General features: G+C 41.7%; 21 protein-coding genes and 1 pseudogene. 9 read left to right on the top strand and 13 right to left on the bottom strand.

What is annotated here, in order from left to right; all coding sequences use genetic code 11:
- The first annotated feature begins 326 nt into the window (after positions 1 to 326).
- The 5 genes and pseudogenes from NPUN_RS16770 to NPUN_RS45005 all read left to right on the top strand — a co-directional run.
- Positions 327 to 1163 carry a S1C family serine protease gene (locus tag NPUN_RS16770; RefSeq protein ID WP_012409725.1) on the top strand — a complete coding sequence of 279 codons (837 nt, stop codon included), beginning with the start codon at positions 327 to 329 and terminating at the stop codon, positions 1161 to 1163.
- Entirely contained in the window at positions 1160 to 1792 is a 633-nt protein-coding gene (locus NPUN_RS16765) for a response regulator transcription factor (protein ID WP_041565466.1), read from the top strand. Before NPUN_RS16770 ends, NPUN_RS16765 begins: the two co-directional genes overlap by 4 nt.
- A 233-nt stretch (positions 1793 to 2025) precedes the next feature.
- Complete coding sequence (locus tag NPUN_RS16760) at positions 2026 to 3537, top strand: alpha-D-glucose phosphate-specific phosphoglucomutase (RefSeq protein ID WP_083782408.1); 1512 nt, start codon at positions 2026 to 2028, stop codon at positions 3535 to 3537.
- 52 nt (positions 3538 to 3589) lie between these two features.
- Positions 3590 to 4821, top strand: a protein-coding gene (locus NPUN_RS16755) for an ISAzo13-like element ISNpu10 family transposase (RefSeq protein ID WP_086000586.1) whose coding sequence is annotated in 2 segments (ribosomal slippage) — positions 3590 to 4169 and positions 4169 to 4821 — 1233 coding nt in all. Because the reading frame shifts where the segments join, the coding sequence is not laid out codon by codon here.
- Positions 4822 to 4907: 86 nt separating this feature from the next.
- Positions 4908 to 4997, top strand: a pseudogene (locus tag NPUN_RS45005) (hypothetical protein); the annotation flags it as partial.
- A gap of 236 nt (positions 4998 to 5233) precedes the next feature.
- On the opposite strand, the gene zwf reads toward NPUN_RS45005, so the two are convergent.
- On the bottom strand, positions 5234 to 6613 hold the full coding sequence (zwf, locus tag NPUN_RS16750; RefSeq protein ID WP_012409723.1) for a glucose-6-phosphate dehydrogenase: 1380 nt from the start codon (positions 6611 to 6613) through the stop codon (positions 5234 to 5236).
- Positions 6614 to 6624: 11 nt separating this feature from the next.
- A complete protein-coding gene (gene gnd, locus NPUN_RS16745; protein WP_012409722.1) occupies positions 6625 to 7647 on the bottom strand; it encodes a phosphogluconate dehydrogenase (NAD(+)-dependent, decarboxylating) in 1023 nt (340 codons plus the stop codon).
- Between the two features lie 475 nt (positions 7648 to 8122).
- On the opposite strand from gnd, the gene NPUN_RS16735 reads away from it, so the two are divergent.
- Positions 8123 to 9430 (top strand): flavin monoamine oxidase family protein, encoded by a 1308-nt coding sequence (locus tag NPUN_RS16735; protein ID WP_012409721.1) that lies wholly within the window; start codon positions 8123 to 8125, stop codon positions 9428 to 9430.
- Between the two features lie 288 nt (positions 9431 to 9718).
- On the opposite strand, the gene NPUN_RS41965 is transcribed toward NPUN_RS16735, so the two are convergent.
- From NPUN_RS41965 to phnC, 5 genes are all read right to left on the bottom strand, one after another.
- Positions 9719 to 9892: a hypothetical protein gene (locus tag NPUN_RS41965; protein ID WP_167315638.1), complete on the bottom strand. Its 174-nt coding sequence runs from the start codon at positions 9890 to 9892 to the stop codon at positions 9719 to 9721.
- A gap of 156 nt (positions 9893 to 10048) precedes the next feature.
- Positions 10049 to 11041, bottom strand: a complete 993-nt coding sequence (locus NPUN_RS16730; protein WP_012409720.1) for a phosphonate dehydrogenase — start codon at positions 11039 to 11041, stop codon at positions 10049 to 10051.
- A 117-nt stretch (positions 11042 to 11158) separates the two neighbouring features.
- Positions 11159 to 11971 carry a phosphonate ABC transporter, permease protein PhnE gene (gene phnE / locus NPUN_RS16725; protein ID WP_012409719.1) on the bottom strand — a complete coding sequence of 271 codons (813 nt, stop codon included), beginning with the start codon at positions 11969 to 11971 and terminating at the stop codon, positions 11159 to 11161.
- 165 nt (positions 11972 to 12136) lie between these two features.
- Complete coding sequence (phnD, locus tag NPUN_RS16720) at positions 12137 to 13072, bottom strand: phosphate/phosphite/phosphonate ABC transporter substrate-binding protein (protein WP_012409718.1); 936 nt, start codon at positions 13070 to 13072, stop codon at positions 12137 to 12139.
- Between the two features lie 47 nt (positions 13073 to 13119).
- Entirely contained in the window at positions 13120 to 13893 is a 774-nt protein-coding gene (gene phnC / locus NPUN_RS16715; protein WP_012409717.1) for a phosphonate ABC transporter ATP-binding protein, read from the bottom strand.
- Positions 13894 to 14589: 696 nt separating this feature from the next.
- Here phnC and NPUN_RS16710 point away from each other — a divergent pair.
- A complete protein-coding gene (locus NPUN_RS16710; protein WP_012409716.1) occupies positions 14590 to 15423 on the top strand; it encodes a hypothetical protein in 834 nt (277 codons plus the stop codon).
- A 21-nt stretch (positions 15424 to 15444) separates the two neighbouring features.
- Entirely contained in the window at positions 15445 to 16083 is a 639-nt protein-coding gene (locus NPUN_RS16705) for a ThiF family adenylyltransferase (protein WP_012409715.1), read from the top strand.
- A 202-nt stretch (positions 16084 to 16285) separates the two neighbouring features.
- On the opposite strand, the gene NPUN_RS16700 is transcribed toward NPUN_RS16705, so the two are convergent.
- The 3 genes from NPUN_RS16700 to NPUN_RS16690 form a co-directional block, all read right to left on the bottom strand.
- Positions 16286 to 16879, bottom strand: a complete 594-nt coding sequence (locus NPUN_RS16700; RefSeq protein WP_012409714.1) for an SMI1/KNR4 family protein — start codon at positions 16877 to 16879, stop codon at positions 16286 to 16288.
- A gap of 124 nt (positions 16880 to 17003) precedes the next feature.
- Positions 17004 to 17609, bottom strand: a complete 606-nt coding sequence (locus tag NPUN_RS16695) for an SMI1/KNR4 family protein (RefSeq protein ID WP_012409713.1) — start codon at positions 17607 to 17609, stop codon at positions 17004 to 17006.
- A gap of 395 nt (positions 17610 to 18004) precedes the next feature.
- Positions 18005 to 19003: an RNA polymerase sigma factor, RpoD/SigA family gene (locus tag NPUN_RS16690; protein ID WP_012409712.1), complete on the bottom strand. Its 999-nt coding sequence runs from the start codon at positions 19001 to 19003 to the stop codon at positions 18005 to 18007.
- Between the two features lie 279 nt (positions 19004 to 19282).
- Between NPUN_RS16690 and NPUN_RS44135 the strand changes: the two genes are divergently transcribed.
- Positions 19283 to 19411, top strand: coding sequence for a hypothetical protein (locus NPUN_RS44135; RefSeq protein ID WP_272913974.1), 129 nt, complete (start codon positions 19283 to 19285; stop codon positions 19409 to 19411).
- A 49-nt stretch (positions 19412 to 19460) separates the two neighbouring features.
- Here NPUN_RS44135 and NPUN_RS16685 read toward each other — a convergent pair whose 3' ends face one another.
- From NPUN_RS16685 to NPUN_RS44845, 3 genes are all read right to left on the bottom strand, one after another.
- The gene (locus tag NPUN_RS16685; RefSeq protein WP_012409711.1) at positions 19461 to 19736 is read right to left on the bottom strand and encodes a hypothetical protein; all 276 of its coding nucleotides are present in this window, start codon (positions 19734 to 19736) and stop codon (positions 19461 to 19463) included.
- Positions 19737 to 19873: 137 nt separating this feature from the next.
- Positions 19874 to 20299, bottom strand: a complete 426-nt coding sequence (locus tag NPUN_RS16680; protein ID WP_012409710.1) for a DUF4363 family protein — start codon at positions 20297 to 20299, stop codon at positions 19874 to 19876.
- A 307-nt stretch (positions 20300 to 20606) separates the two neighbouring features.
- Complete coding sequence (locus NPUN_RS44845) at positions 20607 to 20834, bottom strand: Hpt domain-containing protein (RefSeq protein ID WP_234711142.1); 228 nt, start codon at positions 20832 to 20834, stop codon at positions 20607 to 20609.
- Between the last annotated feature and the right edge of the window lie 135 nt (positions 20835 to 20969).

Raw genomic sequence — 20969 nt, 5'->3', positions numbered from 1 at the left:
TTTGCTCGAACGTTGAGCCTCTGAACTCGGAACTTCGACCTTTTTGCTCGAATGTTGAGCCTCTGAACTCGGAACTTCGACCTTTTTGCTCGGACGTTGAGCCTCTGAACTCGGAACTTCGACCTTTTTGCTCGAATGTTGAGCCTCTGAACTCGGAACTTCGACCTTTTTGCTCGGACGTTGAGCCTCTGAACTCGAAACTGTCAAAATTTGCTTTCCAAAGTTGGGTTGACTGATATCTTGCAGCATTCTCAATTATCCCAACCCGACTAAAAACTATTGTCAGCTAACAGATTCTACTTTGACATGGGGAAAAATTGTATAACATGGCAAACACAACATTAACTAATATTGCTGCTGAATTGACAGAGGTAGCTGCTAAACTACGCCTACGCACTGTTAAAGTGAAAAGTGGCTCTCTAGGAATCGGTTCCGGTGTAATTTGGCAAACTGACGGACTAATTATCACTAATGCCCATGTCGCAACCAGCAACCGTGCAACTGTGGAATTGGCAGATGGAAGAGTATTTGATGCGGTGCGTACACAGTTTGATCCACAGCAGGATTTAGCAGCCCTGAAAATTGTCGCCACTGATTTAACTGCTGCAACTATTGGCAATTCTGAGGCACTACGAGTAGGTGAATTAATCTTGGCGGTGGGTAATCCCTTTGCTGACAGTGGTGCTGTGACAACTGGAATTATCTATGCAAATAATTCGCGGGCTGTTATGGCTGATTTGCAACTATATCCTGGAAACTCTGGAGGACCACTTGCCGATTGTCAAGGCCGAGTCGTGGGAATTAACACCATGATTGTTAATGGTTTGGCTGTAGCAGTTCCCAGCAACACCGTTGAGCGTTTTTTACAGGGAAATAGTCGTCCGCAACTAGGAGTCACGCTGCAACCTGTGCTTTTAGGTAGGCGTAGCTTGGGTTTATTGGTGTTGTCAATTTTACCTGGTAGTGTTGCGGAAACTTCTGGTGTGCAAATCGGCGATATTTTAATTGGAGTTTCGGGGCGATTATTCACTACCGTGAATGATTTAACTAAATATCTCTATGACAGTAAAGGATCTGTGCCGCTACAACTCCTACGCGGCGGGCAGCAATTAGTGATTTATGTTGCAGTGCAGTCTGGAAAAACTGCTGTGGAGGCAACGTGATTCGAGTAATGGTAGTTGCCACTTCCCCTGTTGTGCGGGCAGGGTTATCAGCTGTGGTGACTACCAATCCTCGGCTGACGGTTGTGGGGAGTGCATCCGATTTGGATGAATTGGCAAGGGAAGTTGGGCAATTACAACCAGATGTGGTGCTGATAGATTTGAGCGCTAACCTTCAACAATCGGTGTGGGAAAAATTACTGCTTATTCAAGAACAGCAATACCCATTAGGAACGATCGCCATTATTGAGGAACTCGATAGCATCGACTTAGAGACGGCATTACGTTCTGGTATCCGGGGGATATTGCCCAGTACTAGCACAGAGTTAGAAATTGTCGCGGCTGTGGAGGCGATCGCTTTTGGTTTAGTGGTGCTGCACCCGGATGCTATAGAATTACTGTCTATTCGAGAAAAAGTGGTGGCAAATCCTGTACAAACATTGACACCACGCGAGATAGAAGTTTTAGGTATGCTTGGTTCTGGGTTGGGGAATAAAGCGATGGCTAAACGTTTGCAGATTTCTGAGCATACCGTCAAATTTCATCTCTCATCTATTTTTCAAAAACTCAGTGTCTCCAGCCGTACCGAGGCTGTTGCTGTGGGTGTGCGACTGGGTTTGATTATGCTGTGATTACAATACTTGTAGGTTAAAGGGAAAAGGAGTGGAAGGCTTGATACATCAAGTTTTTTCCCCTTTAACATGAGTCCCTTTCCCCCAAAACCTGACAAGTATTGTAACCCCACCCCTAAAAAGTGATATTAGGGATTTACGCCTGTCATTTGGTACATGATACGTGGCAATTTTTTGTAACAAACTTATGTAAAGCTGTAAAAAGAAAATGCCTTGTTAAATAAACAGTATCTATGAACATACGTAAAGTCTCTACTACTCCCTTAAGCGACCAAAAGCCCGGTACTTCTGGGCTGCGGAAATCAGTTAAGGTTTTTCAGCAGCCCCACTACCTGGAAAATTTTATCCAATCCATCTTCGATTCTGTAGGGGACTTGCACTCTCAAACCTTAGTCTTGGGTGGCGATGGTCGTTATTACAATCGCCAAGCTATTCAAATCATTTTGAAAATGGCTGCGGCTAATGGCATTGGGCGGATTAAAGTTGGCCAACGAGGAATTTTGTCTACTCCTGCAACTTCCGCGATTATTCGCAAGTATCAAGCTATTGGTGGCATTATCTTGTCTGCTAGCCATAATCCGGGCGGGCCAAATGGTGACTTTGGCGTGAAATATAACATTAGCAATGGTGGCCCAGCACCGGAAAAGGTAACTGAGGCGATTTACGATCGCAGTAAAGTCATTGATAGCTACCAAATTCTGGAAGCACCAGATGTAGATTTAGAAACTTTAGGTGAATCACATTTGGGAGAGACGGTAGTTGAGGTAATTGACTCCGTACAGGATTATCAAGAGTTAATGGAATCCCTATTTGATTTTGAACGGATTCAGCAACTGTTGACAAGAGGAAATTTTCGGTTCAGCATTGATGCCTTACATGCGGTAGCTGGCCCTTATGCCCATGCCATTTTTGAGCAACGTTTGGGCGCACCAGTGGGAACTGTGCAAAATGGTACACCCCTGGAAGACTTTGGGGGCGGACATCCTGACCCAAATCTAGTTTATGCTCATGATTTGGTGGATATTTTGTATGGAGAGAATGCGCCAGATTTTGGGGCAGCTTTTGATGGAGATGGCGATCGCAATATGATCTTAGGGCGTAAGTTCTTTGTCACCCCTAGCGATAGTCTTGCAGTGTTAGCCGCAAACGCCAAGCTAGTCCCTGGTTATAGTGAAGGTTTAGCCGGGGTAGCGCGATCGATGCCTACTAGCCAAGCAGTAGATCGAGTTGCTGCTCAGATTGGGATTGAATCTTACGAAACACCCACTGGTTGGAAGTTTTTCGGCAATCTCTTAGACGCGGGTAAAGCAACTCTGTGCGGTGAAGAAAGTTTTGGCACCGGTTCTAACCATATCCGCGAAAAAGATGGGCTATGGGCTGTGCTGTTTTGGCTGAATATCCTAGCAGTCCGGCAACAATCTGTTGAGCAAATTGTACGGGAACACTGGCAGACTTATGGACGCAATTATTACTCCCGCCATGACTATGAAGAGATACAGACAGAGCAAGGCAACACTTTAATAGAAAGACTGCGTTCTTTATTGCCAAACCTTAAAGGTAAGCAATTCGGTAACTATCAAGTTGAATACAGTGATGACTTTAGTTATACCGACCCTGTTGATGGTAGCATTAGCGAGCAACAAGGTGTTCGCATTGGCTTTACCGATGGCTCCCGCATTGTAGTGCGACTTTCTGGTACGGGAACTCAAGGTGCAACCCTAAGGCATCATGTAAAAATAACTTGAACAATTTGCTGAATGGTAAGATGATCAGAATGTAACCGAATTAAAGGCTTATATGTCTGATAAGCAGGTAGTAGAAAGCATTCAAGACAAGTACGATTCGTTATCGCCTTATTTGAATGAGAAAACACGGCGTATTTGGGCAGCAATTGAAGCCCGAAGCCTGGGCTGGGGAGGCGTGAGTCAGGTTGCGCTCGCAACTGGACTATCCCGGACTACAATCCATGCTGGGATACGGTTATTGTTAGACGCTTCGGGGGAAAAAACCTCGAATGATGATAGTAATCGAATTCGTTCGTCAGGTGCTGGACGTAAACTACTTGAAGAAAAAGACGCAATGCTGCTATCAGATTTAGAATCGCTGATTGAACCAGTGACACTGGGAGACCCAGAATCTCCTCTAAAATGGACTTCTAAAAGTGTTGTGAAACTGGCTGCGGCATTAAACATTGGGGGACATAGGACTAGTCCTAAAAGTGTTTATAACTTACTTGAATCGCTTGGCTACAGCTTACAATCAAATCGTAAAACCCGTGATGGCTCATCTCATCCAGATAGAGATGATCAGTTTTTACATATTTCCAACCAAGTCTTGCACTTTCAATCCCAGAACGAACCCGTAATTTCAGTTGATACAAAAAAAAAGAATTAATTGGAGATTTTAAAAATTCTGGAACCGAGTGGTGTGAAAAGGAACAGCCAATTGAGGTGAAAATGCATGATTTTGTTGACCCCAAGTTGGGCAAGGCAATTCCCTACGGAATTTATGACTTAACCTCAAATCAAGGATGGGTAAATGTTGGCATTGACCACGATACCGCAGAGTTTGCAGTCGAGTCTATTCGTCATTGGTGGTACTCAATGGGTAAACAAGTTTATCCCAGCAGTGAGCATATAATGATTACGGCTGATTGCGGTGGTAGCAATAGTTATCGCTCACGATTGTGGAAATTGAAGTTACAAGAATTAGCAACTGATACTGGTAAAACTATTCATGTGTGTCATTTTCCTCCAGGCACAAGTAAATGGAATAAGATTGAGCATCGCTTGTTTTGTCACATTACCCAAAACTGGCGAGGCAGACCATTAACTAGCTTGCAAGTTGTGATTAATCTAATTCGCAATACTACCACCACACAAGGATTAGAAGTTGAAGCTAGATTAGATCCAAATCTCTACAAAACGGGAATCAAGGTTACAGACCAAGAGCTTGATACTATCGCAATCGAACGAAATTCTTTTCATGGTGAGTGGAACTATATTATCAAACCCAAAGTAGTCAGTTAATTGTTCAATTTATTTTTACATAACTCCTAAGAGTTTATCTAGAAAGCTACGAGCCAGATCCCGCCAAACATGACCTCGATCCACAGCAAGCACTTGCTTCTTTAATCACTATTGTCCAAGAGATCGCCCAGATCCGCGAACTGACAGGACGGGAACAGCCAACCGTGATTACCTAGTACTTTGCTCCCGCTAGTTTTGAGGTTTGTAGTAAGGACTAAAGTTCTTACTACGAACTTGCTTACCATTGCTATTAATTGGTGAAGCCCCGATATTATATTGCCAAGTCTGCGAGTAATATATCCCAATATAGTTCAGATAAGAGCAAAACACTTGTAGAGACGGCGATTTATCGCGTCTCAAAAACCCAAAATTTTTGCCAGTAGCCCTTAAATGAACCGTATTGTAATATATCCTACTCTCTACCCAAGGGATTGTACCAATCATCTATTGGCGAGAGCAGTTTATCTGACTCAGGTGGGCCCCATGTATTTGGCTCATACTCGTAAACGGGTGTGACGTTATCAAGGATTGGTTGAACAATCCGCCATTCTTCTTCTACGGTATCTTCTCGTACAAACAAGGTGGGATCGCCCCGCATGGCATCACCCAATAGACGCTCATAGGGTTCCATCTCGTCGCCACCTCCGTAAAAAGCCAGGAGTTCAACCGCAGAGCCACTCATATCTTCTCCAGGGATTTTAGTGCGAGCGCCCAATCCCACAATTACCTCTGGATCTAGTAAAAAACGAACATAATTAGCGTTTTCTTTTCCTCCCTCCTGGAACACATCTAAAGGTGGACACTTGAGCTTGACCATCACCTCAGTAGTTTTAACAGGTAATTTCTTTCCAGCCCGGATGTAGATGGGAACTCCTGACCACCGCCACGTATTAATAAATAACCGCACGGCAACAAAAGTTTCTACTTGAGAATCAGGAGAAACGCCTTCTTCGTTGCGGTAATCAGAAAATTGACCGCGAATAATATCATCGGGTTGCAGTGAAGGTATAGCTTTGAGAATACGTGCTTTTTCATCTCGAATGGAATCGGCCGCCGTACTAGCGGGAGCATCCATGCACACTGAAGCCAATACTTGCAGCATGTGGTTTTCCACCACATCCCGAATTGCACCAGTCTCCTCATAGAAGCGTCCCCTTCCTTGAATGCCAAAGTCCTCTGCCATCACAATTTGGATGCTTTCAACATAGTTGCGATTCCAGATGGGTTCGAGAAAAGAGTTGCCAAACCGAAAATAGAGTAAATTCAGCAGTGGTTCCTTGCCCAGGTAATGGTCAATGCGATAGATGGATGATTCGGGAAAAACCGATGCCAGAATTTGATTTAACTCACGTGCCGATTTCAAATCCCGTCCAAATGGTTTTTCAATTACCACCCGCGCATTTTTAGCACAGCCTGATTTACCCAATCCTGACGCTACTTGTGCAAACAGGCTCGGTGGAATTGCCAAATAGTAGAGGGGATGAGTGGTATCACCAAGGGCTTGACGTAATTTTTCGTAAGTTTCTGGTTTGTTGTAGTCACCAGCAACGTACTGGAGTAGACCAGAAAGTTTCTCAAATGCGTCTCGATCTATACCACCATTATGTTCTAGGCTATCACGTGCCCTTTCCCTAAGTTGATCCGTCGTCCAAGGTCGTCCGGCAACCCCAATTACTGGGACATTGAGATTGCCCCGTCGTACCATTGCCTGAAGGCTGGGAAAGATTTTCTTGTAAGCCAAGTCACCTGTTGCCCCAAAAAATACCAGTGCGTCTGAATCAGGAGTTCCCATGACTAACCTCTTTAGGAATTAGCTTTTTCATAATGCCCGCCAAACTGATAGCGCATGGCTGACAAAAGTTTATCGGCAAAGTCTGCTTCCCCACGCGAGCTAAAGCGAGCAAAGAGCGCTGCGCTTAACACTGGAGTCGGTACAGATTCGTCAATTGCTGCGATCGCACTCCAGCGCCCTTCACCAGAATCTGATACCCGACCACCAAACCTTTCTAAATTGGGGCTTTCTAATAAAGCGATCGCTGTCAAATCCAATAGCCAGGAAGCAATTACACTACCCCGCCGCCAGACTTCGGCAATATCTCCCAGATTAAAGTCATACTGATAATGTTCTGGATTTCGTAATGGTGTGGTTTCGGCATCGATCTCGCGCTGATTGTTGCCTATGTTGGCGTGGTGAAGAATATTCAGCCCCTCTGCATACGCTGCCATGACACCGTACTCAATACCGTTGTGTACCATTTTCACGAAGTGTCCTGCACCGATGGGCCCGCAATGGAGATAGCCTTGTTCAGCAGTACCGCCCGCCTTCTCTCGTCCGGGAGTGCGATCGATCTCTCCTACACCCGGAGCTAGAGTTGCAAAAATGGGGTCAAGGCGTTTGATTGCCACCTGTTCGCCGCCGATCATTAGGCAATAACCCCGCTCCAATCCCCAAACACCCCCGCTCGTACCGCAATCAACATAGTGAATGCCTCGATCCTTGAGTGTGGCTGCTCGACGAATGTCATCATGGTAGTATGAGTTGCCACCATCGATAATAATGTCGTCTGGTTCGAGGAGTGGAATTAGCGTTTCAATTGTTTCATCCACGGAAGCAGCAGGCACCATCAACCAGACGGTACGGGGTTTGGATAACTTGCTGACTAGATCGGCGATTGAGCTGGCTCCGGCTGCAATTACACCTTCGTTCACCATTGCGGACAATTTCTCAGTCCGGCGGACATACCCAACTACATGATGCCCAGCACGCATCAAGCGCTGTGCCATGTTCGCGCCCATCCTTCCGAGTCCAATCATTGCAAGTTCCATAGGTTTTTGTCTCCTGGTTTTCAGCTTTTTGTGTTCAATACAGCAAGGGTGGCTGCTACTCCTCTGTTGAAGCACTTACGGGAAGACTGAGTTCAAACAAGTGTAATTCTAGTGGTAAATAAGAAATTGGTAATCTGCACGCTTCCCACAATTAACATTTATCAAAATAGAATTTACAGTCAGTCGCCAGAATCCTCTTAGTTTGTATTGGAGTTCGGCTGGTGGATTTTTTTTCAATTGGTATCAGAAAGCGCGACACTAAGCAGAATTATACTCAGGGACTTCCGAAAAATAAATCATACCAATTTGGGATTTTAGATCAAAAATCCTTGCAACTTCTCAAAAACCTTAAAAATAACACTCCGGTAGATAGAAGAGACAGCCAAGAGAGTATGCGAGATTACGATGAGGAATTTCTAAGAAAAGACAACTGATTTGATTTGGGCGAAGGTATGTAGCAGGATAATGATGACCAATGAGCAAACGAGTAATTGTAATTGGGGCTGGGTTGGCAGGACTGACGGCTGGTTATGAACTCACTCGTGCTGGGTTTGATGTGCAAGTATTTGAAGCCCGCGAACGAGTTGGAGGACGAGTCAAAACGGTCTTTTTGGAAGAAGAACAGCATGGCGAATTAGGTGCAGAATTTGTCGATGATAACCATACAGCATTGATATCCTATGCCACTCAATTCGACCTCAAGTTTGAGCCGGCCTTTGAGCTTCCAGATGACCTCTGTTATTACATTGATGGTAATTTTTCTACTCCAAAAACGCTCTTGCCTCAACAGCAAGCTTCTTTAAATGATGCATATCAGAAGTTAGATCGATTATTGTCACAGGTTGCCGATCCTGCCCAAACATTAGCTCAGTGGTTGACAGCAGAATCGATCGATCCTTTTGCAAGCAAAGTTATTCGTCAGCAATCCTATGGAATGTATACTGCCGATCCAGAAGCAATTGGAGTTGGTTTCTTTGCTTACAGTGGTACTTCCGGCGATCGCAGTTTGCGAATTCAAGGTGGTAGTACTCAAATTGCAACTGCATTTGCTCGCTTTTTAGGCGATTGCATCCATCTAAACACCCCAGTTGTGCGGATTCAGCAGCAAGAACAAACTGTTGCCGTGAGCCTAAAAACTCTTCAAGGGCAGGTTGAAGTATTTTGCGATTGGGTTGTTGTCACGATTCCCTGGAGTGTCTTGCGCCATTTGTCGATTGAAGCTCCGCTTACACAGATACAACGAGAGGCGATAACCCACTTGCCTTATGGGACATCGGTTAAGACCTTACTTCAGTACTCCAATCGTTTCTGGCAGCAATCCAGTCTTGGGCTGCTCGTGGGAGACACACCTTATCAAACTATCTGGGAATCTACCCTAACTCAAGTAGGTGAAGCGGGAATTCTGGCTTGTACGAGCAGTGGGACACCTAGCCGAAATATTTCTGGACACTCCGTTGAGTTCGCACAACAAACAATATCTGCGCTTTACCCAAATGCTCCCAAAGCGATGTCTACGACGGTCACTGAGCGCAGCCGAAGTGCGGGCTGCGCCTACGCAACTACAACTCATAACTGGAGTGCCGATCCCTGGTCACAAGGATCTTACTGCTACTTCGCTCCCAGAGATTTGAAAAGCTGGCGTTCTGATTTACCGTACTCTGCTGGACAAGTCATTTTTGCGGGAGAACATACCGCTCCCATTGAATATTGTGGCTATATGGAGGGAGCGATTCGCAGTGGACAACGAGCAGCAGAGGAAATTTTAGCTTTCGCTATTACATGAAACGCAGATTTGATTTCCCCACTTTTTTACAGAAGACTTCTTGCAGAAGTGGGTTAAAGGGTAAGGGGTAAAGGGATGGAATTTCCTTTTATATCATGTCCGCTTGATTGCTTATTAAACCCGAAGAACCCCACCCCCCGCTAAAGCGTAGCTTTGTCTCCCCTCCCCGCAAGCCTACGGTGTACACACAAATCCTAAAAACCTAGCTCGATCGGGCTTGACTCATTCTCATACAAAGTATCGGAACGAAAGAAATAGCATTGTCAGTCGATGCAACGCTATTGTCAGTCAATGCAATGCCATTGTCAGTCGATGCAATGCCATTGTCAGTCGATGCAACGCTATTGTCAGTCGATGCAATGCCATTGTCAGTCGAAACAAGATTAAGGGGAGCCAGTACGGTTTTGGGGTCTCCCCAAGTAGAGCATCTGGCGTGTGGGGTGCAATGACTGTGGTTAGCATAACTAATTATGCGGATATGATATTACCCTTTAACCTTTACCCTTTCCCCGATATCTTGCAAAAGTAACTTTTGCAAGATGTCTAGACTGATGTCGAGGTATGTCCTTCTCGTCGCTTCTATGTAATGTGATGATTTTTTCGATATTTTGACTAATTTTAACTTGGACAATTGATCGCTCCTTGAGGAGAATGACCTTGTAAGACTTGTAAAATATTTTGAGATGCTTCTATAGCAATGTCATATCGTAAATCATCCACCGCAGATCCTAAATGGGGAGTAAAAAACGTTTGGTCTTGTTTCTCTAAGAGAGATGGAGGAATTTTCGACGGGCGATCGCTACGCGCCCAATCTTCCAGTTCAAACACATCAGCTGCATAACCCGCTAAATGTCCAGAGGCTAAAGCATCACTGACCGCTTGTTCATCAACTACTGAGCCGCGACACGGATTGATTAAGAAACTCCCTGGTTTCATACGTGCTAAAGATTTCTCATTTATCAAATGAAAGGTTTCTGGTTGTAGAGGAACCATCAGCACAACAAAATCACTGGTTGCTAATAGCGTATCTAGAGAAACCTGTGACAAGCACCAAGCTGCTGCTTTTTCCTTGGGTAAAGGTATCGCATCGGTGTAAATCAAGTTCATTTCAAAACTGGAAAGCCGTTGAGCCAAGGCTTGCCCTAGACTGCCCATACCAACGATTCCCAGTGTTCGGTTTGCTAATCCCATACCGTATAGATGCGGCCGCCAACCTGCAAACGTGCCTTGACGAATTAAGCGATCGCCTAGCAACATCTGGCGCGCTAACCCGATAATCAATCCAATGGTCAACTCAGCTGTTGGCACAGCCAATAAACTAGGTACGATTGTGAACCAAATACCTTGACGAGTGCAGGCATCAACATCAAAGTTATCGTAACCTTTCAATGCTCCGGCGATAATCTTTAATTTTGGACAAGCTTTCAAAAACGCCTCATCGATTCGATCTGGCATAAAAACCATCAAAGCTTCAGCGTCCTGCGCTAACTTGAGAATTTCTTCACGCGGTAAAGTCTCTCTAGTGGGATTTGCAACTACCTCACAATACTCACTTAAGTTTGTAATAATTTCCGGGTGAACCCAATGGGTAATTACAACTTTGGGTTTCATCAGCAACCTCCTAGTACCGCAAGGCGGAATTAAAAATTAAAAATTAAAAATTAAAAATGAATACAGTATAAGCGTGTTGTTGATCGGGGATGGGTGGTTTATTTATGTCGTGCTGTACTAAACTAAACGTTTTCTAAGATAACTACTAAAACCATCAACCAGAATTACCATAAACAAAATTACTAGTAGCACTGCTAAAACTTCCCGATAATTGATCAGGCGAAGTGCGCCAATTAGCTCAAACCCAATGCCACCAGCCCCTACTGCTCCCATAACCGTGGAGGCACGAAAGTTATATTCCCATCGATAAAGGGTCAGATCCATCATTTGCGGTAAAACCTGCGGTAAAATTCCGTGATAGATTACTTGCACCTTGTTGGCTCCAGCCGCTCTTGCTGCTTCTAGCGGTGCTTCGTTGACCAGTTCGATATATTCTGCAAAGAATTTGCCGACCATGCCAATCGAGTGAAATCCCACCGCCAAGGTTCCGGGTAATGCCCCAAAGCCAACAGCTGCCACAAAGATAATGCCCATAATTAGCTCTGGCACAGAGCGCAAGCCGTTGAGAATCAGCCGTGAAACTTGAAATAGCAAGGGATGGGGAGTTGTATTCCGAGCCGCTAATAAAGATAGAGGCATCGAGAAGACAATAGCGATCGCAGTGCCTGCAACGCTCATCGCCAGCGTATCAAATAAAGGTTTGACCCAGTTTCGGGCATCGCTAAAATCTGGAGGCAGCATTTGATGCAGCAAGTTTAAGATACTGGGAATCCCATCCGAAAGCCGTTTCTCGTCCCAAAGCCCAACCAGAAAGCAACATATAGCTATAGCCAAAAGTGCGATCGCCCAGGTTACTATTGTTCGATACCATTGCCGCCGTTGTTGTTTCAGTAGCCGATCGAAAGCTGGTTGAGGATTAGGAAGTGTCACGTCGCTTCGCTCCAAATTCAAAATATTAGGAGTCAGAATACAGAATTCAGAATACTCTACTAAAGGGATAGAGCAAAATGCTAAGTAAAAACAGAATTCATACTGAATTCTGATTCACTTCGACTAAGCTCAGTGACCACCTGAATTCTGAATTCTTCTTATAAATTACTTTTGCAACTTGGCGATATCAAGATTAAGAATTTTTGCTAAGTCTCTGATGCTATCATAATCTTTATCTTTCGCAGCTCCAAAACCATCAGCTTTGAATGGTTTAAGAACCTCTTTATCATTCAATGCAAGAAAGGCTGCACGAATTTTTTCTTTTAGTGGCGGTGCTAAATCAGAACGCATTGTCCAGGGATATTCAGGATACTCTTTAGACTCTGCAATCACCTTAACTTTACTAGAATCAATTACTTTGCGTTCAATTAAGGATTCAAATATGGGTTTACTCAAGCCACCAACTTGAGCATTACCATTTTGAACTGCCAATGCTACAGCATCATGTGAACCTGTGAACGCCTCTTGGTAGTCTTTTCCGCCGGGTTGCAATCCGCTATTTGCCAGCATTGATTTAGGAATCAAATGACTGGAAGTAGACGCTTGGTCTCCAAAAGCTACCGTTTTACCTCTAACTTCTGCCAGTGACTTGATACCGCTAGCTGTGTTAGCAACGATTACAGACTGATACGTAGTTTTACCGTTTTTCTTCAAAGCTGCAAATGGCTCAATATCACTCTTTGTTTTTGCCAAAACGTAAGAGAGTGGCCCAAAATAAGCTAAATCAATACGCTTGTTACTTGCTGCCTCGATCATCGAGGAGTAGTCAGTTGTAACGACAAGTTCAATATGTTTTTGTAGCTTTGTCTCAAGATACTTTTTAAATCCTTCATTTTTTTTAATCAAACTTGAAGGAGATTCATCAGGTAATAAAGCTACTTTCAGGGTTTGAGGGTCAGCAGACTCTGATGCAACTGCTGGACTATTGCCAGAACCTGATTGCTTATTTGCAGATTGGTTGCTAGGACTTTGACAACCGATTAAGGTAGCCATGATTAGTGTCATTGAGACAAGCAATCGCTTGTTTAGTAAAACAGTCATTGAGGTTATCCTAAATTAATATAAAAACAGTACAGTAAATTTAGCCATTAGGAATTAATGCTTTCCTGAAAGCCTTCATCATCAGGACTATCTTTGTCACTATAAAGTTGCTTTAATTCGTAGGCACTGATATCTGCTGGCTTACCATCTAAGACAACCTTTCCCTGAGATAACCCAATAATTCGATCCGCGTAAATTCTTGCGAGATCGATCTGGTGCAGACTGAGGATTGCGGAAATTCCATCTTCTTGACAAGTCTGACGCAGAAATGAGAGGACTTTGTGAGTGCTAGTAGGATCGAGACTAGCAACAGGCTCATCGGCCAAAATCAATTGTGGTTTTTGTGCTAAGGCGCGTGCGATACCAACCCGTTGCTGTTGACCTCCGCTAAGAGTATCCACTCGTGTTAAAGCTTTATGCAAAAGCCCAACCCGGTCTAAACATTCTAAGGCAATATACTGATCTGCTTTGGGCAAAGGAAAGAAACTTCGGAGTGTTGAATGGTACGCTAAACGACCTACCAATACATTCCCAAGAGCTGTTTGCCGACTAATAAGTTGATGCTGCTGAAAAATCATCCCTGTGCGCTTGCGATGTTCATACAACACCTTACGGTTATGTAGATTTCCCAATCCTTCAACTATCACAGTACCAGTTGTGGGGCGATTAAGATAGTTAAGACAGCGCAGTAAAGTTGATTTACCAGAACCAGATGCTCCCAAAATAACAGTGAATTGCCCTTTGATAAAGCTCAGAGAAATAGGTTTAATCCCTATAACTCCGCCTTTATAAGTCATACTTAGACGATCGAGTTGAATCATATTTACTAGTCATTTTAATGACAAAATGTCAAATTTTATGGTAAATTTTTGTGACAAAAAATTGATTTAAGTTTTGAGTTTTGCTGTAGTTTAAATCAATCTCTACATAATACTAAAACAAATTTTGGTCGCACGACAGACCACAAAGTTTTCATCTTTAAGCAATCGGTAAAACTCATTTTTTGTGTAACACTGCTTATGAGCCGGATCAAAAATTTTAAGTGCTAAATCAAATATTTTACAGATAAATAATCTCTACACCAATCTAAAATAATGATTTTACCATCAGGCTTCATTGCTTACAAAGTTTTTCCTTTTCAGGATTAATGTGAATTGCAATAACTATTCTAGATTTACATTTGCGAGTTTCTGTAGTACAATGTAACATATAGTTTTTGCGTGCCCCAACTCGTGGAGCCTACATACTAGTACGAGAGGAAAGGTAACACTGCCAAATGCAGTGGGCGTGTGTGAATGGGGAGTACGAAGAACCTGGGAGGTAGGCTTAAAAGTAGCCATCCTTGAAAGAGTGTGTAACAACTCACCAGCGGAGTCCCTCTAGTAACTGAGAACACGTAATGCTCCACCAACTTGCACGCAGAATTATATTAATTCGTAATTCGTAATTGGTAATTAAGAAAGTCAGATTTTATATGGTTGCATCTGTAACCTTGTTTTAAAAAATTGGTATTAGTTATGGCTAACATATTTAAGCTAATCAACCAAATTGCGATCGCAGAAGCACAGTTACATACTACCCAATTCCTTGCGCCCTGCGTCAAAGGTGGACGAGTTCGCACACGGGTAGCTGGGATGAGCTACACTTTCACGCCAAAGCCTAGTAAATTTGAAGGTTGGGGCATCTTTCAGGCTGTGGATGAAAAAACAGCAACGGTTGTAGAAGAAGCAGACTTACCCCAAATTGTGGAATACCTGCAACACTTTTCCCAAATACGGCTGCGGTTAGCACACCAACTGCGGGGACAAACTTGGTTAGCATATCCTGTAAATGAAGTAGATATGCATCAACGGTTAAAGATAGTTAAGCCGCTCGCAGTTCACTTAGTTACCGAGGGCGTTACCTTTGAGCAAATTATTGTCCGTTGGAATGGGCATTCATCTTGGTTCGAGGAAATCGATCGCCGTACCGATCCAGTAATTGTTGAAACTCTGCAATCTGCTGTTAAGCAACTCATTCATGCTGAGGAATTACAGTTTAAAGGTATGACTCCAGAAATCCTCACAGTGTATGAATTAGCAACTCGGCGCATTGAGGGATTTACTCAATCCCAACAGGATGAAAAGCGATTGAGAAAGGCATTGCAAATGGGTGGCGCTACCTTAACTCAATTCCACGATCGCAGCGACTACTGGACAGTCGATTGGACAACTGCTGATGGTGTTCGCCATAGTAGTGCGATCGCTAAAACTGACTTGACTGTTGTTAGTTCTGGCATCTGTCTGAGTGGACGCGATCGCGATTTTGACTTGCAATCCTTAGTGGGTGTCATGGAAAAACAAGAGTGGTGAGTGTATTAATTACGAATTATTATGAGTATCTTTTTTCACGAACAGCTTTACCGCACCAAGGCTGTGATGGCAAAGCTAAAAAATTATCCTATAATCATTTGTGGCGCTGGAGCATTAGGAGCTAACATTGCGGAAAACTTAGCTCGGTCTGGTTTTGATAAACTTACAGTGATAGATCGCGATCGCATTGAGGAGCGCAATCTTTCCACTCAGCCTTACTACCGTCCTGATGTTGGAGCATTTAAGGCGAAGATTTTGGCGAATAATTTATATAGAGCTATTGGTACTAAAGTTGATGCCAAAACAAAGGAGTTAACACCAGCAAATGCAACTCAACTACTCAAAGACAGCCAGCTAATTGTCGATGTCTTCGATAATAGTGTGGCACGTCAAGCAGTGAAAGATTATGCTCAACAGTTAAGCATTCCTTGTCTTCATGCTGGACTATCGACTGATTATGGAGAAGTGATTTGGAATGAATTTTATCGCGTTCCTTCCGAGGTTAATGATGACGTCTGTGATTATCCGTTGGCACGAAACCTGGTGATGTTAACCGTTGCTGTGGCGTGTGAAGCGATCGTTTCATTCATTGCAATAGCAGAACTGCGTAACTTTAGCATCACCCAGAAGGATCTGACTGTTCAATCTCTGTTTTTGTAGATTGCGTAGATGCTCTTAGCACCTTGTCACAAGCATCACAAAGAGGATTTTTTGCCCTGCAAACCATCTCTATAAAGTCTAGCAAGTTAGATTTTGCGTTTTTCCTAGGATATTTTAGGCTATTGAATATCATAATATTTAGCATTTTGAATATTTACCATTTTAGGAAAACCAGATATTCAAAATTATTGAAGATTCCAATCTATCCAAGAAATTCTGGATCGTTTAATATTTCCTCCATCATTTCACTAAAAGAACGATACCTATATATGCCAAATGAACTTGAAAAATTGCAATACCAAGCTTCCCACTCATTATCTATGACAATTATTTGAGGATTAAGTAAAAATATATAGCCCATATCTTCACTGCTAATTTCTAACGATGTTTGTAGATACTCTGGACGAAATGTGTAATTTGATTGTTCGTCTCCATAAACAAAATATTCCTCATCTGTTACTGGTTTATTCCAAGTTTCCATTAATTCATCTACCCAATCTTGGTGGTCAGGAGCATACCATACAATATCTTCAGTTCCACAAAACTCTAGACTATATTCTGATATAGAACGTAACCCATTAGAAGCTTTCAGAAACTCCCGGTAAGAAGGTGTAAAAGTTACATTTAAACGAGCTTCGGTAGTAACTATTTGCTCCTCAGCTGCACCAGGATAACCTAAGTAGCCAGATTTGCGAACTTCCGGGGATAAATCTTCTTCATCGTAATCTTCAAGAAATATTTTTATTCGCTTTTGACTCCATTCTCTAATACGGTTTTCCCAGTTCAAGATTTCCATTGTTTTTAATTTGAGTGTTTCAAGTTAGTCATGAACATCGTGTAACAAAGTATATAGAAATAATACTTCAAAAGGCTAAAACTCTTGAAAATAAAATATAACATTTATATAAAAATATTTTTGCTCATGCTTCTGGTTTTAAGTCATTTTGAGAATAATAATTAGGGTTGAAGTTTAAGATAATTTTTTCTTCCAAATCATAATTTTTTTCCAAGTATACATTATCTAAAAAATAAGCATTCTGCTTATAACATTCAGTAATTATTAAAATAAAATCTTCAATATTTTGACAGATGGTAATCCATTGGTTTTCTTTTGAACAGAATACAACAGATTGGTCTGAAGGCAATGTTCTGACGCAATAGTAATCAACATCGCAATACACTAGAAAAGGAATCATATCTGGTTGCCATGCCCAAGGCTCAGGGTTTCTATGTACTGCTTTTAAAAGATTAATTATTTTATCAAATTCATAAATATTTATTAAATCGCAACCAGGAATGAAATCTGTAGGATAATCAAACTTTTCGATTAATTTAGATACAGATAAACCTTTGACGCAAGAGTATATAGCCATTAAACCTTCAGGAATTGGATGAATTTTGATGCAATCTCTGATTATTTCATCAGATACTCCTTCGTCCATTGCAGCTATATATCCTGGTCGTTGATTTTCAATAATTTCAAGAAGATTTTGAAAATCGCGTTCAATTTTTTCTCTTTTTTTCATTATTTAATGCCTTTATTTTGTAATTATCAGCAATTGTGAGCAAATCATCATATAAACGAGAGGGGTTTCTGAGGCGGTTATTGCCAGTTCTTCTGATGAAACGCTCAATTTTTTCAGTCAATATGCTACACACTACTCTCATCATTTCATTTTTGGAAATCTTTCAGGATGCTATAAGCATTATTTATGAGACTAGTATTATATAGTACCTCAGAATACGCAAACTAAATTAGCGATCGCTCTTTGGGAAAAACTTTTTGGTTTACTGTTTAACCTTTCCCCAGACCAAAAGAGAGATTATTGGGTTTAACCGAAAAGTATTGATCGCCTATCAGGATTTACCAAACTCTGCGGGTTGAAGTAAAGAGCAAATAACAAGACATTCGGCTTAGGAATTAACTAGCTAGATAGCTGTGTATTTTATCCTTATGTCTTCTTAGACTACCCAAAGCTTGTTGCTCTATCTGTCGCACTCGTTCTCGACTAATACCCATACGTTGACCAATCTCTGCTAAAGAAAGTTCATTTCCATCTGTTAAACCAAAACGGAAAGTTAATATTTGTCGTTGCTGTGGATTTAATTTTGACAATAAATTTTGAATATTTTGTTGGAGAAACTTATGGTCAGCGTATAATTCTGGGGAAAGTCCATTATCCTCCAACATATCTTGTAATTCTATATCTTTGTCTGAGCCAACTCGTAATTCTAGAGAGACAGGTTGACGTGCTAAAAGTAAATAATCTCGAATTTGTTTTGGATCTAAAGATAGTTCTTCGGCGATATCAACTGCGGTAGGAGTACGACCTAATTTTTGAGTTAGTTCGCGTTGAATCCGCTTGATTTTGTTCAGCTTTTCTGTAATATGAATAGGCAAGCGGATAGTACGTCCTTGTTCGGCGATCGCTCGTGTAATTGCCTGACGAATCCACCAATAGCCATAAGTTGAAAACTTGTACCCTTTAGTTGGGTCAAATTTCTCAACTCCTCGCTCTAAGCCTAAACTCCCTTCTTGAATTAAATCGAGAAAATCTAGGTTATGTCTTTGATATTTCTTAGCAATAGATACTACAAGTCGCAGGTTAGCCTGAATCATTTTCTGCTTCGCTTTTTGCCCTTGATGTAGCTGTTGTAGCAGTGATTTTTCACCAATATTTATATTTTCAATCCACTCTTTTTGTGTTGGTTGACGTTTTAATTGAATAGCTAGTTTTTCTTTCGTAGCTAGTAAAGCCATCATTTTTTGAACTTGCTTGGCAAAATTAATCTCCTGCTCATGAGTTAATAAAGGTATCCGTCCAATCTCGCGAAGATAAGCACGCACTGTATCAGCAGTATATAAAAGTTTCTCCTTTTTATTACTTTCTTCTAGATACTGATGAGATAGATTATTCATAGTTATTTGAACCTTCAAAAATATCTGTTGGTTTAGAGGATGTTTTAAAATTCCTCTTGGCAGTAACAAAACGTTTTGTATTCCCCCTAAATCCAGACTACTTGCTTGGCTTTTGTCCTAATTTTACTTTTTACTCACCACTCAGTAGTGAGTAACTTAAAAGTCAAGAAATTTGGAATGTTTTTTAGTTATTGTTACGGGTCGTTATTTTGTTAAAAGCAATATTTTTTAAGTTAATAGCTTGATGTTACAGGAGCTTGTCAAAGAATTGAAAAAGTTATGTCTATGCAAATTCTAGTCCGTTCTAAAACAGGAGCAATACCTCTAGGAACTGCTTCTACAATGACTTTTGCAACACTGGAGACAATAGATTATGGTTTGATTTCACTATTTGCGATCGCAGGGTAACTGACTTGTTTTTATACATTAAAAGACTGCGATCGCTTTTGACTAATCCTTACTCAGATTTTGACCTTTTCTTACGAAACAAACTGGTCATACTTAATCCAGTAACCAACAACCCTAATAATCCTAGTCCGTTCAAAATCGGGTAGATTCCCTGTAAACCCAAGATTTCACCACGATGAATTGAAAGTAGTAGACTACGTGGAACTCCAAGGTTAGCTGACCACTCACCTACCAGGGTAGCTGCAATACCAGTTAACAATGTTACAGCAAGCGGTAAAGCCAAAATAATCGCCAGAGTCCGGTGGTATTTGCGAAATGAACGCATTATCCAAAATCTCCAGTGAAAACTATCGCAGTTTGCAACTTGATAAACTACATAATTATTTGTCTCAAAGCCAGATATAAAGACTTTTTTCTTGGTGTCTCTTGTCTTTATAACTCCTACTCTATGTTTGTTTTACATCATTTTTTAGAAACAGTGGCGATGTTTGTCTCAAGTGTTTGTAACCCTTTAAGAGATTTCGCTTTATCTTTTGCTTTCAGCGAACCCTTCACTTGGGTCGCAGCATCTTCGATGACATTATAGGTTTTTGAAGATTTAGTTTTGACACCATCCTCAACTTTAGACCAAGAATTTTCAAACTTATTAAATTCCTGTTGAGCTTTGTCAAAGTTTCCGCCTTGCACCGCCGTTTTTGTATTTGTAACGACACCAGCCAAAGTATCAAAACCTCCCTGCGTAGCAGCAGGAGTTTTTGATCCTGTTGTTGCCTTAGTGGTTTCTGTGGTAGTAGGAGTTTGAGTAGTGGATTTTTGATCGCTGTTGCATCCGACCAATGTCAGTAAGCTAATTGCAGTCACAGGGATGATGTAGATTAAGCGTTTCATAAGACCTCTTGAATAATGATAAGTCGCCAAGTAATGACGGTATCAGCTACTATATCAGCTAAAGTTGCTGGAGATGTAGGAAGATTCTATACAAGTTTTATTCCTGTAAATGCTATAATTTTTGATTAGTACAGTTGTATTAAAGCTGTTTTTGTATATAAATTTGGAATTTATACCCAATTATTTTTGTTTGGGAAGTAAGGTGTGATTTGTTACATTATTTCTTCTGATGAAAAAATAATGTAGAATTCAAAATTAATTAGTGTGGGACTTAAACTCACATATTTTTCCGCTACTCCTACAGAATTCAGACTGAATTCTTTCGTGTTAAAAAGTCTTGCATAGAGTTGATAAATTCTTTTGACTCTAAAACTAAGTTAGTAGCATCTCTAAGCTCTTGCTCGTAAGCTAACTTTTCTAGTTTGTCAGCGACTAGATACATAGCTGTGGCTCCAACATTGGCACTAGCACCTTTAAGGTGATGAGCTTCTCGCGCAATTTGCCCAAAGTCATCAGATGCGATCGCTGCAATCATTATCTCTAAACGGGGTCTAACATCTTCAAGGTATATTTGCAATAGATTTAATTCAAATTCTCCATCATTTTCCGATATTCGATGCAAGTGTTCCCAATCAATTGCTAGGTCATTTGTGTCGTTGTTTGTGGTCGA

The organism is Nostoc punctiforme PCC 73102, assembly GCF_000020025.1.
Classification (GTDB): Bacteria; Cyanobacteriota; Cyanobacteriia; order Cyanobacteriales; family Nostocaceae; genus Nostoc; species Nostoc punctiforme.
The sequence above is the reverse complement of the archived record's forward strand: the minus strand, read 5'-3'. Positions and strand labels throughout refer to the sequence as shown.